Here is a 20,586-nt window from a genome sequence, read left to right as displayed (position 1 = left end):
ATTAATCTCGTCAATAATTTTTTATATTTTACGGTATGTACAGCACAATTTACGCAATATTTAATTGTCTGGAAATATACTTGACACAACTTTATGATAATGATAACAGTTTTCATTATCATAAAGGCTTTAAATCACAATTACTTTTCCTTACAATACAATAAAAAATGATGATAATATAGAAAGCCGGTCTAACGGGCACCATCCTGATTGATACAAGAGTCCGTGTTTCTCTATATCTACACGATTTGAAAAAACTAAACAGGGGTTCCTTATGAATGATAAAAAAAGAATAATTGTCATCGGCGGATCGGCCGCCGGTCCCAAGGCTGCGGCAAAAGCCCGCCGTCTCGATGAAAATGCCGATATCATCATTATCCAGAAATCACCGGACCTCTCCATGGCATCATGCGGGTATCCCTACTATGTGGGCGGATTTTTTGATGACCGCAACATGCTCCTGTGTACACCCACGGGAGTTGTCCGAGACCCGAAATTTTATCTTAACGCCAAGGGAATCGTCGCAAAAACTGAAACTGAAGCCACAAAGATAGACAGAAAGAAAAAAACCATCACAATAAAGGACATGAAAACCGGCAAAGAAGAATTAATTCCCTATGACCGGCTTATAATCGCCACAGGCTCTGTACCAAAGAAGCCGCCTATTCCCGGTGCCGACCTCAAGGGAATCACCACACTTCAATCCATGGAGGACGCTGATTACCTGAGAAAAGTGCGCGACGAAAAAAAAATAACCAAGGCCGTCATTATCGGCGGCGGGCTCATCGGTATCGAGACCTGCGAGTCTCTACAGCTCGCGGGAATTGAAATTACAGTCATAGAAATGCTCCCCCAACTCCTTACTTTCCTTGATTGGGAGCTGGCAAAACTAGTTGAAAACCACGTCCGCAGCAAAAACGCCAATGTAATAACTGAAAACGGCATTGCCGAGTTTCTCGGCGAGAATGGCAAACTCACGGGAGTGAAGCTCCAAAACGGCATAGAGCTTCCCTGCGAACTGGCTATTGTAGCCATTGGAGTAAACCCCAACTCAAAAATCGCAAAAGATGCAGGGCTTGAAATCGGAGTGACCGGAGGCATAATCGTAGACAAATACATGCAAACATCAGATCCGCACATCTATGCGGCCGGTGACTGTGTTGAATCCGTGAACCTCATAACCGGCAAGAAGGTCCATGCGCCCTACGGCGACCTCGCTAACCTGGAAGGACGAGTTGCAGGTGAAAATGCCGCTGCCGGAAATAAAGCGACGTTCCCGGGGACCATTCAGACAGGAATATGCAAGGTTTTCGACTTCGGTGCAGGAGCCACGGGCCTTTCTGAAAAAAATGCCCAAGCCTCCGGTTTTTCAGATATTGAGACTGTCATAAACGCCAGTCCGGATAAGCCCGGGTTCATGACAGGCCTTCTCCTTGTAACCAAGCTGGTCGTTGACAAAAAAAGCGGGAAAATACTTGGCGCCCAGTGCGTGGGCCCCGGCGATGTAAGCAAACAACTTGCCACATGGGCCATGGCCATAAAAGGAGGCCTTTCCGTTGAAGATATGGTAAATGCCGACCTTCCCTATGCACCGCCCTTCTCCCTTGCTATAGACCACTCCATAGCTACGGCGCATATCATTCAGAACAAACTGAAGGGCCGCATGAAGGGAATTTCATGTTCAGAGGTTAAAAAGAAGCTCGATTCCGGTGAGAAGCCCTTCATTCTCGACACAAGAGGACCCGACGAATATGAAATGATGCGTCTCGGCATAGGTGAACGCTTGATTCCGCTTGGTGCGCTGCGCACCCGGTTAAAAGAAGTCCCTGCTAATAAAAACGCAGAGATTATATGCTACTGCAAAATTTCCCTACGAGGTTATGAGGCGGCCAGGATTCTTGAAGGCAGGGGCTGGACCAACGTAAAAGTGATGGAAGGCGGTATCATGGCATGGCCTTTCCCCAGGGAAAAATAGGCCTATGCAAAAACATGGAGTTAATTCATGAAACAAGTTCATTTCGACACAACATCTGTTTCCGCGCCAGATACCGGCTCGGAAACAGATGTTTCTTCGGTACAGTCAACCGGTAAAAAGATCATCACTTCAGGCATACTCCGTTTAGCAGGATGGTGGTCAATCTTCGCAGGAGCTCTGGCGCTGAACAGCGTCTGCCCGGTGTGCGGCAGCACAGCCTGTCCCGTAGGCATCGGGGCTACGGGTGTGATTGCCGGGTTGTTGGCCGGCATAAAACTCTATGGCGTCCGAATAATAAGACATTCTGCAAGTCTCTTCAAGTGTCTGGTATTACCGACTTCTGATCATTCAACATGTTCTTGTGAGACCTGCCTGGTACATGTATACCCTGCCATGACGGATACTACGATACTAACCGCAGACCAGAACCGCCCACCGTGGAAAGCTCATGTCCATCATGGTCTGTTGATTGAAATAATTATTTCTTTATCTGATTGATGACGGCCAGGAGCACTAAAGCCCCTGCCAGGGCTGCAACGATGGAGCCGATGAGTCCATAGGCATGCAAGCCGATCAGCCTCAGGAGAAAACTACCGATAAATGATCCTGCAACGCCAATGATGATATTCCAGAGCAGTCCAAAACCTTTCCCTTTCCAAATGAGTCCGGCAAGCCATCCTGCCACGGCACCTACTATCAATGTCACGATAATTCCAGTCATAATATCCCTCCGGTAATATAGATTCATATTTACTGACAAAATGCTACGACAATTCCGGTCATATTGCAATAGAAAAATGGAGAGATGGGAAATATTCCGTAAAGGTTTGGCCTCACCCCCCGAACCTGACAGCAGCCGTCATGTTCCGCAGCAGCCTCACAACGCACAGGGCCGCATCACGTTCTGCTTCGGGACCTGAGCCTCTGTTCCTGGCTGAAAGTTCCACGCACATCTTCCCGGCGCTTCCGTCAAATTCGACGACCGTCTTAGCATATTCCCCCACGGGATCGGCAATGAGTTTCACCGCCACACCGGCCGTTCCCAGTGTCGCCAGGCCCAGCAGTATAACTTCATTGTGTAAACCGGGAAAGGCGACCCCGGCTTCTTTCGCCGTCCCCTCAAAAAACACGAAGGGTTCACTGGATAATTTGAGTGATATACGCTCCTGTTCTGCAACGCCGGTCCATGCCGCGGAAGGCTTTGATACCGTGATGGAAAGACGGCCTGTCTCGGCCAGTGTCGCGGCAGCGAGCCAGTCCAGACCCGGCAGCGCTCCCGGCGCCAGATATACGTTCCGGTTCACGGCCTCGGCCTTTTTTCTCAGGGCCCGGTGAAATCCCTCATCGGCCAGGGCCCCGGTGCTCATAACAATTAGATCCGAATCATTAGCCAGGGCCTGCATCGCATACTTTGTCAGCTCCCGTATGCCTGCAGCCTCTATGATAATATCATGCCGCCTCTTAAAAAAAACTCCGGCATCATCTGTGACGAACACACCCTGGCGATCCAGACTTTCGCCCATTCCTTCCGCTTCGGATCGGTCCCCCGTCAGTACAGAATCCAGGACACAGCGACCGGCTCTTCCCATGAGAATAGCCTCACAGATAAGCTTTCCTGCCGCGCCGAAACCGATCAGTCCCGTGTGCAGGTATGTTTCATCTGATTTTTTTATTTCCATTGAATTTTCCTTTTTTTTAGTTGATTAAAATATCTAATTATTTTTATACCAGTGACCATGATATTTAACTTCAATATAACTAAAAACTTTTTCATCGAAGATGACAGCAATTATGTCTTCAACAAGCTCCAGGAAGAGATTGCCGCTTCACAGTGGTATATTGACTACAAAGGATTTTCTGTCAATGACGATATTTTCATTCTGCCCGTAGCCTCGCCCTGGCAGCCCGGATCACAGTATTCATATATCCTTTATCTTGACGCGCTGAAGGCCTTCGGCGACGGGAAACATCCCACGACCGCCCTGTGTCTCAACGCACTGCACGTCCTTCTCAAAGAGGAACGATTCCTCCGCAGCGACCGCGTGAGCATGCTCGATATCGGCACCGGTACAGGCATCCTATCAATCCTGGCTTCGAAAATGGGCTGCGCGGAAATTTCAGCTCTGGATATTTTCCCCGAATCGATAGAGAATGCCCGGGCCAACGCGGAAATAAACGGCTGTCACAACATCGTCTTCCATGTAACGGACATTGCACTTTTCAATCCGGGCATGAGCAAAGACGCGATTGATGGCAACTCCGGAACCTATAACCTTGTAACGGCAAACCTGCTGCCGCCGGTAATCCTGGAAAACATGGACCGCATTTCGCGGCTTCTCATGGAAGGAGGCATTATGATCCTGAGCGGTGTGTCGGACCTGCGTGCAACCGAAATAGAAGCCTTGTTTGCCCCGAAGGGCCTTTTGGTCATGGAACATAAAACACGGGAAAACTGGCATTGTTACGTTCTGCGACGACAATTGTAGAAACGTTTCATGCAACGCCTCTACAATTCACGCGTTTCAATAAACACGACGACAATCGCCCTATTCTTCATCCATTCCAAAATACATTTTCAGGTTCGCCATGGCCAGCGAAGGGTCTTCTTTCAGAATACCGAAAAATGCCGTGACATCGCGGAAAAAGTATTTTATTGAAAATATCCAGGATTCCGTTTCAGCTCCGTACTGGACCTGCAGCGCGTCGAGCTTCCGGTAATGAAGCTTCACCCTGGCCTGGAATTCCACGAAATCCCTTTTAGCGGGATATGTCCACGCCACTTCGCTCAGAGCCAGAAGCCGGGGAAACACCTTGCTGTCGATGGTTTCCTGCGGCGCGTATTCTGTCCACATGTTGGCCTCTGTACCCAGGACCATTGATTTCTCCTCTTTTTTCAGTGAAGGAGGCATAGGGTCAAAGCTGTATACTTTCTTCAAATCAGTTTTTGCCAGTCCATAATCAAAATATGTGTAGTCGAAGGGAGATACGATGGCCTGGTGTCCCTGCCGCACCGCCTCTACAGCGCCGCTGATCCCGCGCCATGACTGAACCACTGCATTGGGCGCCAATCCGCCTTCCAGTATCTCATCCCAGCCGATGATCTTCCTGTCTTCATCTTCCACGTATCGTGCCACGCGCCTGATGAAATAACCCTGCAGCGCTACTTCGTCCTCCAGGTTCTCTTCCTTCATACGTTCCTGACACCGTTTGCATTTCTTCCATCGGTGTTTCAAGACCTCGTCGCCGCCTATATGAATGTATTCCGACGGAAAGAGGTCCATCACCTCGTCGAGAATATCCTCAATGAATTTAAAGGTCTCCTCCTTGCCTGCGCAATAGACCTCCTGTTTAATTCCCCAGCTGGGCACCACTTCGAGTTGTTTTTCCGTGCAGGATAGACGAGGATATGCAGCCAGGGCCGCGATGCAGTGGCCCGGCATATCAATTTCCGGAATAACCGTAATAAAACGTTCACGGGCATATTCAACGATTTCCCTGATATCTTCGCGTGTGTAATAGCCGCCGTGCACGATGCCTCCAGGCTCCTTACGCCAGGCGCCAATTTCCGTGAGCTTGGGATATTTCTTAATCTCCAGGCGCCAACCCTGATCATCGGTAAGGTGGAGGTGCAGGATATTCATCTTATAGTAGGCCAGGAGGTCCAGGTAGCGAAGGATAAAGTCCTTTGTCATGAAATGTCTGCTGCAGTCCAGATTCATTCCACGCCATGAGAAGCGGGGCCTGTCCTTGATCATAACGGCGGGAACCCTCCATGCCACGTTTGTTATAATCTTTTTCTCCCCCGTTGCCTCGGGCGGCAGCAGTTGCCGGATAGTCTGCATGCCTCTGAATATTCCTTCATGGTTTCCCGCCCGGAGCAGTACCGAATCGAGCGATACGGTCAGTTCATAGGATTCAACGGGATCCGCAGCAAGGCTCGAATCGAGAAAGAAGTAAATAACATTTCTTCTTCCCTTCTCGACAGGATTGAACATCCTGGTACTCACGGGGATGGGGAAGCCCGTGGAATTACGCAGTATTTCGGCCAGCATGTAGGCCGTTCTTTTTTCATCGCGTCCCCAGCTGGTGATAATCTGTGTTTTTTCATTAATGACAAAGGCGCCGCTATTAATAACCAGCGATGCCGGCGCCGGAATAATATGCGGTCTGGTCATGTCTTTCTCCATTACAGTTTTATCATTGCCATAAAGCGGAAGCATCACGCAGAGAACAACGCCCGTCCATATTCTTTTCATTATACTGTTCATTATAGCAGTTTCCCCATTATGATAAAATGATAATCATCAACGCCTCTCCAGAATACCCCTTCGCTGTCTGAGAGCACCTGGTATCCGTGCTTCCGGTAAAATGAAATGGCCCCGGTGTTATGATTTGAAGTTCCCAGGTGAATCCCCGGCACCTGCAGGGAGTTCATCCGGCTTTCAAAGGCTGAGATGAGACGGGTCCCCAGGCCGTGACCCTGGTATTCTTCAAGGACATTGACATGCAGGTGTCCCGGATATACCCGTACCAGATCAGTATCCGGTTCAGGTATGCCGCGCTTCACCCATGCCATGACCTCACGGAATGATTCAGGATAGCGCCACCAGGTATACATAAAAAGCCGGGGTATTATTCTCCACATCATTTTATGGCTAAAATTACCATTCTGTCTGTTCGTATCATCGGTACCGATGATATATCCCACAGTCTTATCCCCCTTATTCCGGTCACAGGCGATGAAACACTTTTCCGGTTCATGGCGAAGATAGTATAGACAGAAGAGCATGGCAAAAAGAGTTGCATCTTTGAACCTGCCGTCTCTTTTGAGACTGGAGCCCATGAATCCGGTTTTATAACAAATATCCATGACTTCCTTTTCCGCCGTAACGCGGTAGCTCTTTATTTCAATCATCAGCTCTTCCATCATAAATATACTGCATTCTGCTTAATTCAACATTAACATTTTGAACAAATCTTCACAGCATTTCCCCAGGGATAAAAAAAAATATCAGTCTTCTTATTGACATATTTTCAGTACCGTTTATTTTTGTAATAAGTGAATTATCATATATTCAAATTGTCAATATCAATATGGATACTTTAAGAAATCACTTATAAATGACGTCTTATTTGTCATTATGTAAACTAATCAATGTGGAGATATAATCATGTGCCTTGCAGTTCCCATGGAAATTATAGAAATAAGCGGCAATAAAGCCATTGCCGAATCCAGGGGAGTCCGGACTCCCGTTGATACAACCCTGGCACCCGACATAAAAATCGGCGATAAGGTTCTTATACACGCCGGTTTTATCATTGAGAAACTTGATCCTAAGGCAGCACAGGAAATTGATGAGGCATGGGATGAATATCTCCGTCTTCAGGCTGAAAGTGAAGGAGCGGCGCCTCGAGGACATTGATGCCATATGAACGAAGTGCCTTGCCCCATCATCGATTTTCACGCACATCTTTTCCCCGATCGGCTTTTCAATGCCATCTGGAAAGCCTTCGTATCGCAGTACAAATGGGAAGTCATATACAAATACTATTCACGGGAATGTATTGATTACCTGCGCAGCCATGGCGTGGGCACCATCGTCTATTCCAATTATGCCCACCGCACCGGAGTTGCCGGAGAACTAAACCGCTGGAACCGTGAACTCGTTGAAAACAACGATAACATTTTTTGCTTTGCCGCCTATCATCCCGGTGATGATGATGCCATTGATATGGCCCGGGAGATTGCAGATCATCCCCGCTTTGCCGGTTTCAAGCTGCATCTCCTGGTGCAGAATTTTCATCCCCAGGACGAACGTCTTTTCCCCCTCTATGAACTCGTGATTGAAAAACAGAAACGCATCCTCTTTCACACGGGCACCGGACCCGTGGGAAATGATTTTGTCGGATACAAACACTTCGCAAAGCTCATGGAGCGATATCCGGAACTACCCTGCAACGTGGCCCACATGGGGGGGCTGGAATACGGCGATTTCATGCAACTCCTGGATAACTGCCCCCGGATGTATCTCGACACATCCTTCAGTTTTTTCCCCGATGATTCGGCTGGTCATAAAGTCGGATTCAATCTGCCGCGGGAAACTCTTGAAAAATATCGTGACCGTATCGTCTACGGATCCGACTTCCCCAACCTTGTGTTCCCCCGTGAGGTTGAAATAGATACCCTGCGGTCCCTGAGCCTTTCCGATGAATTCTATGAAAATATTTTCCATGCCAATGGAGAGAAATTGCTCAGGCAGTGCGGCTGCCTTGTATAGCACCAGGTATTTTATTTATCCTTTTCCATCTGCCGTACCGCTTTCCAGACACCATGCATTACATTGTTCACCCCGGCACCGCTTTCGCTCTGAGACCCGATGAACCACAAATTCCTGAAGGGTGTCCGGTGAGGGATGGACTTCGACCCCATGACGGGTGCAGCTCCACCGAAGGAATGGTGCTGAACATACGCTTTTTTACGGAATTCTTCCGGTGTGATGATGACCTTAGTTGCAATATGTTTTTCGAGACCGGGGATATGTTTCTCCGCAAGGCCGATGAGTTTATCGGCAAATGCTTCCCGGTTTTCCTTCCAGCTCCCCGATGTCGGTTTATTCGGCGCTACCGTGTATATTGTCACGGCATGACAACCGGGCGGTGCTGCGCCCTCGTAGGCCATGGAGGGAATATAAATGACAAACCCGTCATCACCCTCATGATATCGTCCCTCACGCAGACCCGTAACAGCTCTTTCAATGTCACGGGTTTTATAATAATAACAGACGGCATTTGACTGATGAGGTGTTGGATCAAATGTTATTCCGAGATGTACCATAAAAACCGATTCCATCAGCGGGAGGCTTTCAACCCGTTCGATGAATTGCCACTGGAGGAACTCCCGGCCGATAAGGTCAAAAAAGAGTTCTCGGGCCCCGCCGCAGGCGAAAATTACATTGGCGGTGAGCACATCGCCGTCACCGGTTACAATGCCATTTACCTTTTCTCCGTTGATAAGGATGCGCTCCACGGTCGTACCTGTAATGATAATACCGCCTCTCTTTTCAATTTCCTGCGCCATTACTTTACACAACATGGCACATCCGCCCTTGATATGATAATATCCGGGATGCCGGCCCGTTTTCGATATAGCCAGTGGCATATTCTTATTAAAGGCCGGTTCAGGATTTACCGCCGTAATTCCCAGGCCAGGGAACTCACGGGGACGCACGGAAAAATCCGCCAGCATGTAAAGAAAAAGTAAACGCAGTTTTTGAGACCTGAATAGAAAATCCATCATTCTTGCGGCATTCCATCGGATTTTTGGAAGCAGTGGTATAATTTTAATGAACATGCGAATCTTGTGAAAAATTACGGCAGCCCCGTCAGCCCTTTCGGCCCGGCGTGCCAGCGTCACTATCTCCATGAACCGCACATAGAGCCGATAATAGAGATCGATCCCTTCTTTCTCATCGGAAAATAATTCTTTAAGTTTTTCCCGCCGCCAGAAAATATCCGGTGATTTTTCAAGGTTCTCCAGCATAAAATCAGGATAGGAGCATGTCCTCTCTCCGCGTGTTATGATGAGATTATCTCGCAAATCCAGTTCATCAATAATGAGGCCAGCCTGCTCACCCTCGCCAAAGCCCTCCAGTATCATCTGTCCCAGGTCCCAGCAATACCCATCCTGAATAATTCCTGCGGTTACTCCCCCGGGAGATTCGTTCTGTTCAAATATAGTGACATCTTTCCCGCTTTTCAGGAGGTAGAGCGCAGCGGTCAGCCCGCCTATTCCGGAACCGATTACAATGGCCTTTATGTTTTCCCGTAATCCCGTCATGTGACACAAATCCTAAATGACCCGACGACAAATGTAAACTGATAATTTTAAAAAATTTTTACTATAAGAGCTAACTACTTGACATGCAGTCCGAGTCCGTGTCAATATAAGGCAACCGTGGTGCAATGAAGACATGAAGCAATTGATCGCAGGTATAACCGTCCTTTTAATTTTTTTAACCGCGTGCGATACCCGGGATCGTCAAAAAGCCACAGTGCCGCAATTGAAAAAAGGCTTTATTGACCTCTCAAACCATGACTTCCTGAATCACGGGCCGGTAAACCTGTCCGGTACCTGGGAATTTTACTGGAACACATACCTGGTTTCCCGGTCTAGCGGTCAAAACATGCCTCTATCGCCGGACTATATCTTCATACCACACGCATGGCATGGGTTCACGAAAAAAGACGGCGGCATAATCCCATACCAGGGATTCGCCTCATACCGCGCCATTATTGATCTCCCTGACAATATAAACAGTGTCGGCATATATATACCGTTCATCTATTCTTCATACCGCGCCTATGCCTCTGATAATCAGGGGAACATGGTGTTGATCGGCAGCGGCGGCGATCCCGGAATGACCGCCGAAACGACCAGGCATCTATTCGTACCGCTCACTGCCTCTTTCCAGTCCCCGGGTGCCACAACCATCGTTCTGGAAGTAGCCGACTTTTCCACCACCTACGGCGGGATGCGTTACTCTCCGATCATAGGCCTCCCTGAACAGGTATTCAGGGAACGTGAGATTATAACGGCCCGTGACCTTTTTGTCATCGGCTGCCTGATAATCATCGGTCTGTACAATCTCATTCTGTTTCTTCTCCGACGCAATGAAAAGGCTCCTCTCTGGCTCGGGATCAGCTGTATCGACATGGCCTTCAGAACCTACCTGAAAGGAAGGTATTTTGAGCAGTTCAACACTTCCAGTGAATCATTTGAGCTGATGTTGAAACTGAGTTTTCTGACCATGTATGCGGCTCTGCCCTTCTTCATGTCCTTTCTCCAGGCCGCCTTCAGCCGGTACATCTCCATCAGGGTATCCCGTGCACTCTGGATTACGATATCGCCGCTGATACTTTTTGTTCTTTTCTCACCCGTTCATGCCGGGTATCAATCACTGATTGTTTTCCATATCATGCTTATTCTCTTCTGCGTATACGGGTTATACCTGCTCATCGGAGGAGCCTGGCGCGACGGCAATTACCTCGTACTGATTTCCCTCTCGGGCCTGTTAGCATATTTCATTTTTGCAGCCATAGATATCCTCGAAGCCAACAACATCATCAGGGCCCCGCATATCACCCACCTGGGCCTCCTCCTCTTCATCTTTGCCCAGGCCTTCATCGTGGCCAGCCAGAATGCCATGGCGCGGGGCAAAATGGAAAGGCTTTCCGTGGAACTCACCCGAAAATCATCCGATCTTGAAATAGTAAACACTCAGCTCCAGAATCTGAACATCAATCTTGAGAACAAGGTTGAAGAAAGAACCGGGCAGTTGGAAACCGCCAATAAAGATTCGATAGCCGCAATGGAGGAGATGGAATTAATCAACGAGAGCCTCATAAAGTTAAATCTGGACCTGGAAAACGCACAGAGGATCATGAAACACGATATGGATATGGCTGAACAGGTACAGAGCAGGTTCCTCCCGAAAACACCACCCTTGATTGAAGGCTGGGACATCGCCTTTGTCTATAAGGCCATGTCCGGTGTTTCCGGTGACTTCTATGACTTCTACTCTGCCAATGGAAATCTCACGGGCATTTCGCTTTTCGATGTTTCCGGCCATGGCATAGCATCGGCACTTATCACCATGATTTCCAAGTCTGTCATTTTCCGTGTTTTCAGGTCAAACTTCGACCTCCCCCTGAACAAGGTTATGGACATTATCGATGAGGAACTGATTTCCGAGATCGGCTCCGTGGGAAACTATCTTACGGGAATTATTCTCCGCATCAAAGGCAATGCCGTTGAATATGTCAACGGTGCGCATACCAATCTTCTGCTGAAAAAAAAAGGATCACCGCCTGTTTCCTGCGTGCATCCTCCATCGGGAGACATCCGGGGGAAACTCATAGGTATGTCTACGATCGATGAAAATTATACCAGTATGACTTTCAGCGTTGATGATGGGGATTATCTGCTCCTCTACAGTGACTGTCTCATTGAAAGCGCCAGGGATCACGAACGATACGGGATGGAACGCCTGAAACAATCTTTCCAGGCTGCCCCGCAGGGCTTAAGCGCCCATGAAATGATAGAATCCATACTCGGGAAGTTTTATGCCTTTACGGGAAACACTCCTCTTCAGGATGACCTGACGGTTATCGTTGTTAAAAAAACCGTCTGACTAGATACGGATCGGATTTGTTTCCCGGTCCGGGTCCATTATACGGGAGGCATACATGCATAAAATAACACCTACAAGAGATGAAGCCCTTGCTCTTCTCCGGGAATATACCACTGACCCGGGCCTCATCCGTCATGCGCTGGCCGTGGAATCGGTTATGAGATACCGGGCCAGGATGACGGACAATGATGAAAACACATGGGGAATCGTCGGTCTTGTCCATGATCTCGACTATGAAAAATATCCCCGTGAGCACTGCACCAAAACGGCTTCAATTCTGGAAGAACGGGGCTGGCCCGATGAAATTATCAGGGCCGTTGTTTCCCATGGCTGGGGAATGTTCAGCGATGTCGAACCGCTAAGCGATATGGAAAAGTTTCTTTACGCCTGCGATGAACTGACCGGACTGGTTGCCGCTTCAGCGCTGGTCAGACCGTCTCGCAGCGTTCTGGACATGGAGGTCAAATCCGTTAAAAAGAAATGGAAGGATAAATCCTTCGCTGCAGGTGTGGACAGGGATGTAATAGAAAAAGGAGCCGTCATGCTGGGACTTGACATCAATGAATTGATCAATATCACCATATTGGGCATGAGGGAATCAGCAGAGTTACTGGGCCTCAAGGGAGAAATGATACCATAGTAAAAATGTTGTATATTCAGGGCAGGTGGATTATATGAATGAAGACTCTGTCAATCTGGACAGGTTGAAAACCAGGTACCCGGAGAAATTCACATCCGTCCGAGAGGCCTTTGGCAGGATACAGCGGGGTAATTCAATCTTTATCGGTTCCTCATGCGGCGAACCCCAGTATCTCGTTAATTCACTTTCGGCCTTCGTCGAAGAAAATACCCAGGCCATTTTCGGTGCCGATGTTTTTCATGTCTGGACCATGGGAGTGGCTCCTTACACAGAAGAAAAATTCCGTGAAAATTTCCGACACAGCTCATTTTTCATCAGCGACAGTTCCCGTGACATTATCAACCGCGGTATGGGAGAATATACTCCCATTGCACTGTCGCGAATCCCGTCCCTTTTCCAGCGCGGGATTATACGCATTGACGTGGCACTCATTCAGGTTTCCATGCCGGATCGCCATGGAAACCTGAGCCTTGGCATCAGCGTTGATATTGTAAAATCAGCCGTTGAGAGCAGCCGCCTCGTAATCGCACAGATTAATTCTGCAATGCCCCGGGTACACGGAGACAGCTATCTTCACGCCGAAGATATCGATATTCTCATACCTTATGACGAAGCCATACTCGAGTACAGACAGGAGGTTCCCGACGACATCTCCAGCGAAATCGGTCTTTTCGCGGCCCGGATAATCCAGGACGGCGATACCATCCAGGTCGGATACGGCAGCATCCCCAACGCCATAATGAAAAGCCTTAACAACAAGAAAGACCTTGGCGTGCACAGCGAGATGCTCACGGACGGTATCGTTGAACTCATGCGCAGCGGCATAGTAAACAATTCGCGAAAAAATGTAGACCGCGGCAAAACCACCGTGTCCTTCTGCATGGGATCCCGGGATACCTATGACTACATTCACGAAAATCCATCGGTCGAATTCCGCCCCATCGACTACACGAACAATATCTTCACTATCGCTTCCCAGAACAATATGACTGCCATAAACTCTGCCCTGCAGATTGATCTTACCGGTCAGGCAACGGCGGAATCTCTTGGCGGATCGTTCTATAGCGGAATCGGCGGACAGACGGACTTTATGAGGGGAGCCGCCCTTTCTTCAGGAGGAAAAGCAATCCTTACCATGCGCTCTACGTCCAATGACGGGAAAATATCACGCATCGTTCCAGCCCTTGATGAAGGCGCCAGCTGTACCCTGGGCAGGGGAGATATTCATTATGTGGTTACGGAATACGGTATCGCCTACCTGTATGCGAAAAACATTCGCGAACGTGTTTTATCCCTTATCTCCATTGCCCATCCTGAATTCAGATCATGGCTTATCCAGGAGGCCCGGTCAAGAGGGCTGATTCCTTCCGATCAGAGATACATCTCCGGAGATCAGGGCATTCCACCACGCCACCTCGAGGCATATCGTACAACAGAGGACGGCTTGAAGATATTCATCCGACCCGTGAATATCAACGATGAAGACCGCCTGAAACACTTTTTTTATTCCCTCTCGGACAAAAGCCTGTACCGAAGGTTTCTCGCCAACATCCAGTTCATCCCCAGGGACACGCTGCAGAAATATTCCGTCATAGATTTTTCCCGAGAAATGACCATTCTCGCCATAGTCCGTGATAATTGGGAAGAAACCGTTGTAGGCATCGCGCAGTATGTCACGGACCGGACCTCGCTCATGGCAGCGGCATCTTTCGCGGTAAGTGACGCATTTCATAGCAGGGGGATCGGCAGAATACTTCTTGAATACCTGGCCCTCCTGGCAAAAAAAGAAGGTCTGCTGGGTTTTACAGCCATGGTACTGAGGGAAAATGATATTATGCTGCATCTTTTTGAGAGTATGGGCTGGGAAGTGGAAAAATCAAGAAATGGAGGGCTCTACGATCTGACCATGCCCTTCAGCAGGAAAATGGAATAAAAAGGGCCGCAAGCCTCAGGCATACGGCCCCTGTTGAATTCTAAACAATACTTTGAATTATTACATTCCCAGGGCTTTCTTGACCGTGGAAACAAGGCTGTCAGGATTTACCGGTTTCTGAAAAACACCGTTAAACCCAAGAGATGCCGGATCTATGTTCATAGATGTTGCGGCACCAATACTGCTGAGCAGGAAGATCGGAACTTTTTTATCCGTTTCCCTTATTTTATTGGCAACCTTTGAACCTTCGTCCACACTTTCCATCATCATGTCGGCGAGAACGAGATCGGGTTTTTCATCGGAAAATGCCTTAATACCGTCTTTCCCGCTCTGGGCAGTGACGGTATTAAATCCGTTTGCGTCAAGAATAGCTTTCACGGAATCAAGTATATCTGGATCATCATCTATAACAAGAATTTTTTTAACTGCCATTGTGGTCCTCCTGTAATTTAGCTCGATTAAATCAACTATTAAATTTCATGCCTCAACCCGTTTTTCATCTCATTCAGCTTCTTTTTAATAAAAATGAAAGCCTCATCAAGATTCTTTTCCGCTTTCCGGGTCATTGGTTCGCTAAATTCCCATTCATATCCCCGAATTGCCAGAATATATGCCGGGACATCCCTGTCATACAGATCCTGACACAGGGCCAGAACCGACTGCGGTGATATGGCATGAGTAGTGAACCGTATCTCCTGCGCCGCCGTCAATTTTTCGAAGGAAAAAGGCTCCTTGCAGTCTATTGAAGCGTCGACAAAGATAACCGCCTCTCCCTGAGAAATATCATAAGCATCTTCTATATTAAGCTGGTAATTGCTGTCAACAACAATACCGGAAATGCTTTCCGCCTCCAGCTTTTCTATCAGAATCGGTCCCAGGCCGTCATCCTGACGGCCCGGGTTGCCGAATCCATATACTATGATATCCTTCTCTGACACAGCGGTCTATTTTAATTTCCTGTCCAGAATATCACCCTCGGAACCAACCATGGTGATTTCAAGAGGCATTTGTCCAAGAGCGTGAGTCGCGCAGCTCAGGCAGGGGTCATAGGCCCGGATTGCCATTTCTACACGATTCATCATTCCTTCGGTAATGTTTGACTGCCCGTTAAAAACTTTTTTGGCGACGTATTCCACGGCATTATTCATGGGCTGATTATTGTGTGTTGTTGAAACAATAAGATTTGCCATGACTATCTGGTCATTCTCATCGACCTTGTAATGATGGAACAGCGTTCCGCGCGGAGCCTCAATAAGGCCCGTGCCCTCTTCCTGCCGTTTCCCCTTGCTGACAACAAGGTCATTGCCCTGCAGATCAGGATCATTGAGAAGATCCTTGATAACCTCTGCTGAGTGAAGGAGCTCAATAAGCCTGGCCCAATGCATATGCATGGACATATGGTTGGGTTTGCCGTTGGTATAGGCTTTGTATACCTCGAATTCTTTCTGAGCTAAAGGAGTCGGGATAAATTCTACCGTGTTAAGCCGGGCCAGAGGTCCAACAGTATACCATCCATCCTTTTTACCGAGAGAGGTAAGGAAGGGAAACTTCATATAACTCCAGTTACGCACTTCCTCATTGATGTATTTATAATAATCCTGATAATCAACGTCATTCAGTATTTTCTTTCCATCCTTGTCTACGGCCCGGAGAACACCATGGTACAGATCCATAGCACCATCCTTTCTCACGAGGCTGAGGTGATTGGACGGAAAAACGGCGAAATTATCGATTAGGTCCTTGTTCTTGGCATGGTAATCCTTGAAAAGGTCAAGGGCTCCCTGTGCCCACTGGACCATCTTTTCGATATTGAGCGGATCAGGTCCTTTAAGGAACTCATCCCTCTCGGCGATACTCAGGTTCTTGTTGATACCGCCGGGGATAGCGCCGGTGCCGTGAATCTTTTTACCGGCCGTGGCGCGGATGATTTCCTGACCGTATTTCCGCATCATTACACCCTGAACCGCCAGGTCCTTGTGCTCCAGTGCGACACCAATAACATTACGGATTGCCGGATCGGCATCGGCTCCGAAAAGAAGGTCCGGAGAAACCAGGTGGAAAAAATGCAGCGCATGAGACTGGAACATCTGCCCATGGTGCATGAGTCTTCTCATCTTCTCGCCGGTTTTTGTCAAACCCTCGCCGGTTCCCGCGCCCACGATAACGTCCATGGCCTTGGCTGCCGCAAGATGGTGACTGACCGGACATATCCCGCAGAGACGCTGCACCAGAACAGGGGCTTCCCAAAAGGGTCTTCCCTGAACAAAACGCTCGAAACCGCGAAACTCGACGATGTGCAGACGGGACTGGGCCACGTTTCCTGCATCATCCATTTGTATGGTAACCTTACCATGTCCTTCGACACGGGTTACCGGTTCTATTGTTATTTTTTTTCCCATTTCATTACCCCTTTAATCAAACTTGAGTACTTCATACGGAAGGTCGATATCCCCGCCTTTGACCAGAGCCACCAACGCGTTCCATATCAGGTCGGCACGGGGCGGACATCCCGGCAGATAGTAATCGATTTTCACGATTTCATGCAGGGGATATACCCTGTCAAGAATCATGGGAAGTTCATCATCGTTGGGGATGATTTTTTCCGGGTTGACTCCAGAAACGGTTGGGCCTGAAATATATGCCTCCTGGAGACATTCCTTTACAGGGATACCGTTCCTCATTGCGGGAAGTCCGCCCATGATGGCGCACTCGCCCAGGGCAACAAGCACTTTGCAATGTTTTCTGAACTCCTTCAGATTCTCTACGTTTTCACTATTACAGCATCCGCCTTCGATGATTCCCACGTCACACTGTTTAGTAAAAGTCTTTATGTCATCGATCGGTGATTTATTGAATTCCACCAGGCTGATAAGATCGAGTATTCTTTCATCTATATCGAGAAGTGACATATGGCATCCAAAGCAGCCGGCCAGAGACGCAGTTGCTACTACGGGTTTACTCATTGTGATCCTCCATTCAGTTCCTTATGATTTTTGAACATCGCTGCCGATCGGATTGCTGTCGAACTTGCGCTTACCGATAGGAGTACTGAAGCCCACTTCCTTTCTAAGGATGGCTCCTACGGGACACAGTGACATGGCCTTGGCGGCCTGCTCGTCGGACATCTGCGCTGCAAGTTCCGGATCGGCCTTAATGGCTGTCCGGTCTCCCCTGCTGACAAGACCGAAAATATGTCGGCCGTCCGCCGTAGTGATACCCCTGACACACCGCAGGCACTGGATGCACCTGTTGGTGTCGAGAATTATCTTCGGCGCGGAAGCGTCCACATCGCGGACCGGCCACAGGTACGGAAACCTGGGGGCCAGCATCTGATAACGATAACCCAGAGCCTGAAGTTCGCAATTCCCGCTCTTCTCACAGGTAGGACACATGTGGTTTCCTTCGACGAAAAGCATTTCCACAATGGCTTTCCTCATGTTTTCCAATTCGGGAACGGCATTTTCCACAACCATTCCGGCCGTGGCCGGTGTCGTGCAGGCTGCCATGTTTCTGCCGCCTACCTTTACCGTACAGATACGGCAGGTTCCGGCAGGCTTCAGGCCTTCAAAATGGCATAAAACAGGGATGAATATGCCATTATCTTTGGCCGCTTCTACAATAGTCTGTCCCTGTTTTGCTGAACATTCTTTTCCATCTATGGTGAATTTAATTTCGCTCATATCAATGACCCTCTAAATTTGGTTTTCTGCCTGCCGCTTCGCAGGAATCCTTCACAGCGGCTGCTAAATCGAATTCAGTCGCGTAGTCAACTCCCTTCTGAAGTTTCGCTTCATAAAGGTGCCTGAAATTCTGGATAGTGGTAAGAATGGGATTGGGTGATGTCTGACCGAGACCGCAGCGGCTCATGCTTTTTACAATCTTACACCATTCTTCCAGCTCATTCAGGTCGGTTTCAGTACCATGACCATGCAGGATTTTCTCCAGTTTGCTCTTGAGGATTGCGTTTCCTGCACGGCAGGGAACACACCAACCGCATGATTCTTCAACAAAGAAATCCATGAAATTGTGAACAACACCGAGAAGATCCGTCTGGGGACCTATGATTATTATGGAACCGCCCGTGGCCAGATCATCAAAACAAATCCTTCTTCCGAAGTCTTTTTTTCCTATACATGTACCTGAAGGACCGCCAACCTGGACCGCAACGGCGTTCCGTCCGCCCGTTTCCTCCAGCAGGGTCTGTACAGTCATACCGAACTCAACCTCATAAACTCCCGGCTTTTCGCAGTCACCGGAAACGCTGAGCAGCTTTGTGCCCTTTGACTGGGCCGTGCCCATTTTGGCATACCAGTCACCACCCTCAAGGACGATGCGGGCTGCCGCACAGAAGGATTCCACATTGTTTACCGTGGTAGGTTTCCCCATATAACCGTATTGCGCCGGGAAGGGAGGCCTGTTGCGTGGCTGACCGCGCTTGCCTTCCGCCGATTCGATGAGGGCCGATTCTTCGCCGCAGACATAAGCGCCGGCACCGAGTTGAATCTTTATATCAAAATTAAAACCGCTTTTCCCGCCGATATTTTTTCCGATTACATTGCTTTTCCGCAGGTCTTCCAGAATGGTTTCGAGATATTTTTTCAAATACATGTATTCCGCCCTGAGATACAGAACGCCTTCATCGGCACCGATGGCATATCCGGCAATAGCCATTCCCTCAAAAAGCATCTTGGGAATTTCCGTCAGGATAACCCTGTCCTTGAATGTACCGGGCTCGCCTTCATCGGCGTTGCATACAACATACTTTTTATCTCCCGCAGACTTGCCGGTGAATTCCCATTTCATTCCTGTAGGGAATCCTGCTCCGCCGCGTCCGCGCAGATTTGATTTTTTCATTTCCTCGATAACGCCGGTCTGACTCATGGAAGCCGCCTTTTTAACCGCCGCTCCTGATTCAAAAGGCGCCAGAAGAACCTGTCCTTTTTTCATGATATTATTGTTGACCATGGATTTGATCAACGCCGACTGATTCTGGCCGTCTCCCTGCTCCTTGACAAGTGTTCCGGCATCCTTCCCGGCTTTCATGCCGGCAACGATATCCTTTACCTTCGCCTCGGTCAGGTTAGTAAACACGACTCCATTAATAATGGCTGCCGGCTCCTGGTCGTTCATCCCGATACAGGATGTATCAAAAAGACCAATCAATCCGTCTGCCGTTGTTTTCCCGAACTTGACTCCAGTTTCCTTTTCAAAAGCTCTGGCGATTGCCGCTCTGCCTTTCATGCCGGCGACTGCGCTGTTGTTAAGATACACAGCATATTTGCCCACGGGATCTTTTGAAAAAAAGTGATAGAAAGTAACGACACCGTCTACATCCACACGGGATAGTTTTAACTCTCCGGCTATTGCTTTAATAGCCTCATCGGATACGCAACCCATTTCAGTCTGGACATCGCGTATGATATCCAGCAGTTTGGAGGCGTCTCCGTACCTTTTGACTGCCTGTTTTACAACATCTGCTAAGTTTGCCATAACCCCTCTTTATTTTATAGGATTAATAATGCTTAAAATACGGAACAATACCCACGCTTCACCCAATGAAATAATTAAAATAAGCACGTCAATGTGACATTTTACGTTTTAAATGGGGAAAGAACAATGTCCTGCAACATTTTTTCTGGATTCCAGACAAATGCAGGCATGTGGTATTTAATCCAAAAACAAGTTTTAATGACGACCCATATTCTTCAATCGAAAAAAAAGCTAAAGAGATATTTTTTTTAATTTATGCTATTTTTTTATAATTATTATGCTTTTAATGTGTTGTAAATCATAATTTTGCCAGCATATCGATAATATATATATTTGATATTTAATATACTTATTAATA

General features: G+C 48.2%; 18 protein-coding genes. 7 read left to right on the top strand and 11 right to left on the bottom strand.

Features of this window, described 5'->3' with window-relative positions; translation table 11 throughout:
• The first annotated feature begins 274 nt into the window (after positions 1-274).
• The gene (locus tag CVV44_03690) at positions 275-1,975 is read left to right on the top strand and encodes a pyridine nucleotide-disulfide oxidoreductase (protein PKL40719.1); all 1,701 of its coding nucleotides are present in this window, start codon (positions 275-277) and stop codon (positions 1,973-1,975) included.
• 478 nt (positions 1,976-2,453) lie between these two features.
• Here CVV44_03690 and CVV44_03685 read toward each other — a convergent pair whose 3' ends face one another.
• Both CVV44_03685 and CVV44_03680 read right to left on the bottom strand, forming a co-directional pair.
• Positions 2,454-2,696, bottom strand: coding sequence for a GlsB/YeaQ/YmgE family stress response membrane protein (locus CVV44_03685; GenBank protein ID PKL40718.1), 243 nt, complete (start codon positions 2,694-2,696; stop codon positions 2,454-2,456).
• 112 nt (positions 2,697-2,808) lie between these two features.
• On the bottom strand, positions 2,809-3,654 hold the full coding sequence (locus tag CVV44_03680) for a hypothetical protein (GenBank protein ID PKL40717.1): 846 nt from the start codon (positions 3,652-3,654) through the stop codon (positions 2,809-2,811).
• A 57-nt stretch (positions 3,655-3,711) separates the two neighbouring features.
• Between CVV44_03680 and CVV44_03675 the strand changes: the two genes are divergently transcribed.
• Positions 3,712-4,461 (top strand): hypothetical protein, encoded by a 750-nt coding sequence (locus tag CVV44_03675; protein ID PKL40716.1) that lies wholly within the window; start codon positions 3,712-3,714, stop codon positions 4,459-4,461.
• Between the two features lie 60 nt (positions 4,462-4,521).
• On the opposite strand, the gene CVV44_03670 is transcribed toward CVV44_03675, so the two are convergent.
• Complete coding sequence (locus CVV44_03670; protein ID PKL40715.1) at positions 4,522-6,243, bottom strand: beta-N-acetylglucosaminidase; 1,722 nt, start codon at positions 6,241-6,243, stop codon at positions 4,522-4,524.
• Positions 6,243-6,905, bottom strand: a complete 663-nt coding sequence (locus tag CVV44_03665) for a hypothetical protein (GenBank protein ID PKL40714.1) — start codon at positions 6,903-6,905, stop codon at positions 6,243-6,245. Before CVV44_03665 ends, CVV44_03670 begins: the two co-directional genes overlap by 1 nt.
• Before the next feature lie 241 nt (positions 6,906-7,146).
• On the opposite strand from CVV44_03665, the gene hypC reads away from it, so the two are divergent.
• Positions 7,147-7,398, top strand: coding sequence for a HypC/HybG/HupF family hydrogenase formation chaperone (gene hypC, locus CVV44_03660; protein ID PKL40713.1), 252 nt, complete (start codon positions 7,147-7,149; stop codon positions 7,396-7,398).
• A gap of 6 nt (positions 7,399-7,404) precedes the next feature.
• The gene (locus tag CVV44_03655; protein PKL40712.1) at positions 7,405-8,253 is read left to right on the top strand and encodes a hypothetical protein; all 849 of its coding nucleotides are present in this window, start codon (positions 7,405-7,407) and stop codon (positions 8,251-8,253) included.
• A gap of 11 nt (positions 8,254-8,264) precedes the next feature.
• Here CVV44_03655 and CVV44_03650 read toward each other — a convergent pair whose 3' ends face one another.
• Positions 8,265-9,812 carry a hypothetical protein gene (locus CVV44_03650; GenBank protein PKL40711.1) on the bottom strand — a complete coding sequence of 516 codons (1,548 nt, stop codon included), beginning with the start codon at positions 9,810-9,812 and terminating at the stop codon, positions 8,265-8,267.
• Positions 9,813-9,945: 133 nt separating this feature from the next.
• Here CVV44_03650 and CVV44_03645 point away from each other — a divergent pair, with 133 nt between their 5' ends.
• Genes CVV44_03645 through CVV44_03635 form a run of 3 tightly spaced genes read left to right on the top strand, consistent with a single transcriptional unit; the run spans position 9,946 to position 14,738 of the window.
• Positions 9,946-12,165 (top strand): hypothetical protein, encoded by a 2,220-nt coding sequence (locus CVV44_03645; protein ID PKL40710.1) that lies wholly within the window; start codon positions 9,946-9,948, stop codon positions 12,163-12,165.
• 55 nt (positions 12,166-12,220) lie between these two features.
• Positions 12,221-12,805, top strand: a complete 585-nt coding sequence (locus tag CVV44_03640) for a hydrolase (protein PKL40709.1) — start codon at positions 12,221-12,223, stop codon at positions 12,803-12,805.
• A gap of 34 nt (positions 12,806-12,839) precedes the next feature.
• The gene (locus CVV44_03635) at positions 12,840-14,738 is read left to right on the top strand and encodes an acetyl-CoA hydrolase (protein ID PKL40708.1); all 1,899 of its coding nucleotides are present in this window, start codon (positions 12,840-12,842) and stop codon (positions 14,736-14,738) included.
• Positions 14,739-14,798: 60 nt separating this feature from the next.
• On the opposite strand, the gene CVV44_03630 is transcribed toward CVV44_03635, so the two are convergent.
• The 6 genes from CVV44_03630 to CVV44_03605 are packed head-to-tail and all read right to left on the bottom strand — an operon-like array spanning position 14,799 to position 20,228.
• Positions 14,799-15,170 carry a hypothetical protein gene (locus tag CVV44_03630; GenBank protein ID PKL40707.1) on the bottom strand — a complete coding sequence of 124 codons (372 nt, stop codon included), beginning with the start codon at positions 15,168-15,170 and terminating at the stop codon, positions 14,799-14,801.
• A 38-nt stretch (positions 15,171-15,208) separates the two neighbouring features.
• Positions 15,209-15,676 (bottom strand): hypothetical protein, encoded by a 468-nt coding sequence (locus CVV44_03625; GenBank protein PKL40706.1) that lies wholly within the window; start codon positions 15,674-15,676, stop codon positions 15,209-15,211.
• A gap of 6 nt (positions 15,677-15,682) precedes the next feature.
• Positions 15,683-17,137, bottom strand: coding sequence for a Ni/Fe hydrogenase subunit alpha (locus CVV44_03620; protein PKL40705.1), 1,455 nt, complete (start codon positions 17,135-17,137; stop codon positions 15,683-15,685).
• A 12-nt stretch (positions 17,138-17,149) separates the two neighbouring features.
• Positions 17,150-17,701 (bottom strand): NADP oxidoreductase, encoded by a 552-nt coding sequence (locus CVV44_03615; GenBank protein PKL40704.1) that lies wholly within the window; start codon positions 17,699-17,701, stop codon positions 17,150-17,152.
• Between the two features lie 21 nt (positions 17,702-17,722).
• A complete protein-coding gene (locus tag CVV44_03610) occupies positions 17,723-18,418 on the bottom strand; it encodes an NADP oxidoreductase (GenBank protein ID PKL40703.1) in 696 nt (231 codons plus the stop codon).
• 1 nt (position 18,419) lies between these two features.
• On the bottom strand, positions 18,420-20,228 hold the full coding sequence (locus tag CVV44_03605; GenBank protein ID PKL40702.1) for a hypothetical protein: 1,809 nt from the start codon (positions 20,226-20,228) through the stop codon (positions 18,420-18,422).
• Positions 20,229-20,586 lie beyond the last annotated feature (358 nt).

The organism is Spirochaetae bacterium HGW-Spirochaetae-1 (assembly GCA_002839375.1).
GTDB lineage: Bacteria > Spirochaetota > UBA4802 > UBA4802 > UBA5550 > PGXY01.
Note: the sequence above shows the minus strand (reverse complement) of the source record. Positions and strands in the feature narration are given on the sequence as shown.